The 1,659-nt window shown below is 71.2% G+C and carries 1 protein-coding gene; it reads right to left on the bottom strand.

The features are described from left to right. Positions 1-160: 160 nt before the first annotated feature. A complete protein-coding gene (locus tag AB0N63_RS36105; RefSeq protein ID WP_365536252.1) occupies positions 161-1,537 on the bottom strand; it encodes an IS1380 family transposase in 1,377 nt (458 codons plus the stop codon). Positions 1,538-1,659 lie beyond the last annotated feature (122 nt).

Raw genomic sequence — 1,659 nt, 5'->3', positions numbered from 1 at the left:
CCTCGATCTTGCATGACGGTCCGCCGACGGAGTCGGTGGACCGTTTTCGTACCGTGGGCTGTGGCGGGGCAGGCTGAGGTCCCGAGTGTCGTCTCGGGTGGACGCCGGGTTCCACTGCTCCGGCTGGAGGTTCTCTCGTAGGGTCGGGTGAATCCGCTGGTCATCCGGGGTTCGGCAGGAGTGCGAGCCGGTCGAGGGCTGCGGTGATGTGACCGGTGAAGGGCCAGTGCCGGGCCAGGCGGAGGATCCGCCGGCGGCCGGTGGTCACGAGCTGTCCGGCCGCGGAGAACAGGCGGAGCCGCAGGCGGCGGGGTTCCCAGAGCCTGGCCGGGCCGGTCAGCGCGAGCATCGGCATCCAGGCCAGCAGGTCGAGGGCGATCTGGACGATCTCCAGCCAGACCCGGTTCTGGGCCGTGCGGTGCAGGGGCAGGTTGCGCAGGCCGGTGGCCCGGGCGGCACGGATGCGGTCCTCGGCCCGGGCCCGCAGCCGGTGACGCAGCTCGAGTTCGGCGATCGGCCGGCCAAAGGAGTTGGTGGCGAAACAGGTCAGCCGCATGCCGTCCGCGTCCGTGAGCCTCAACTGTGCTCCGGGGTGCGGCCGTTCCTTCCTGACGATCAGCCGCATGCCCTTGGGCCAGCCGTCCAGAACGTCGCCGGTGAGCTCGGCGACCCAGGCACCGTCACGGATCTCGCCGTCCGCCTCGACGGCCGCCGCCCAGGCCGACGCCGGGACCTTCAGCACATGCTGGTGGACCGCCTCGGTGATCACCATGCCGACCGAGTAGGACAGCCACCGGCCCCGCTTCGCGAGCCAGGCGACGAAGTCGTGGGTGCCGCCCGCGGAATCGGTGCGGATCAGGGTCCGGCGCCCGCGCCGGTACTCCTTCGGCAGCTGGGCCAGGGCCAGGCCGGCGGCGGTGATGTGGTCGGTGGCCGTGTTCGACCCCGCGTTCCCTGCTCTGAGCAGGGCCGCGACCGGCTCACCCGTGCCGCCCGGCCCGTGGTCGACGAACCCCATCAGCGGGTGGTGGCCGTAGGTTCTCTTCCAGGTGGGTGCGGCGTCCTCCTTGTCGGAGTGTGCGACCACCAGCACCCCGTCGAGGTCCACGGTCACCGTCCCGTCCGCATCAGGCGCTTTGCGGCCGGCCAGCCGCCAGACATGCCGGCGGACTTCAGCCCGCGCGGCGCGGATGGCCCGCAGGGCTTTGTCCCCGGAGGCTGCGAGGGTGTCGATGAGGCGGGAGACGGTCGGGTCGGAGGCGACCGGTCCGAACACGGCCGGCTCGGCCCGCAGCATGCCGACATCCGCGAGGCAGTCCCCGCCCAGCGCGACCGCCAGAGCCACGTCCAGCAGGATCTTGCCCGGATCGTGCACCGCCCGGGCCTTCCGCCACGGCGTCAGCGCCGCGGATATCGCGGTGTCCAGGCCGGCCTTGCGGACGGTCTCGACCAGCAGCACGCCCCCGGCCTGCGAGACCACCGTCCGGCCGCCGCCCTCGATGCGAACACACGGGTACGACCCGATACGCTTCTTCACCTGGAGAGTGCTTCTTTCCGTGCAGCCAACAGGACCCTAGACAAGTCCCATCGTTGCAGGTCAGGAGCACTCTCCGCTTATTTGATCAAGCCTCGGACACCCCACCTCGCGAAAGCGCGAGG

Origin of the sequence: Streptomyces sp. NPDC093260, from assembly GCF_040683715.1 — a bacterium.
Classification (GTDB): Bacteria; Actinomycetota; Actinomycetes; order Streptomycetales; family Streptomycetaceae; genus Streptomyces; species Streptomyces sennicomposti.
This window is presented reverse-complemented; position numbering and strand designations above follow the sequence as displayed.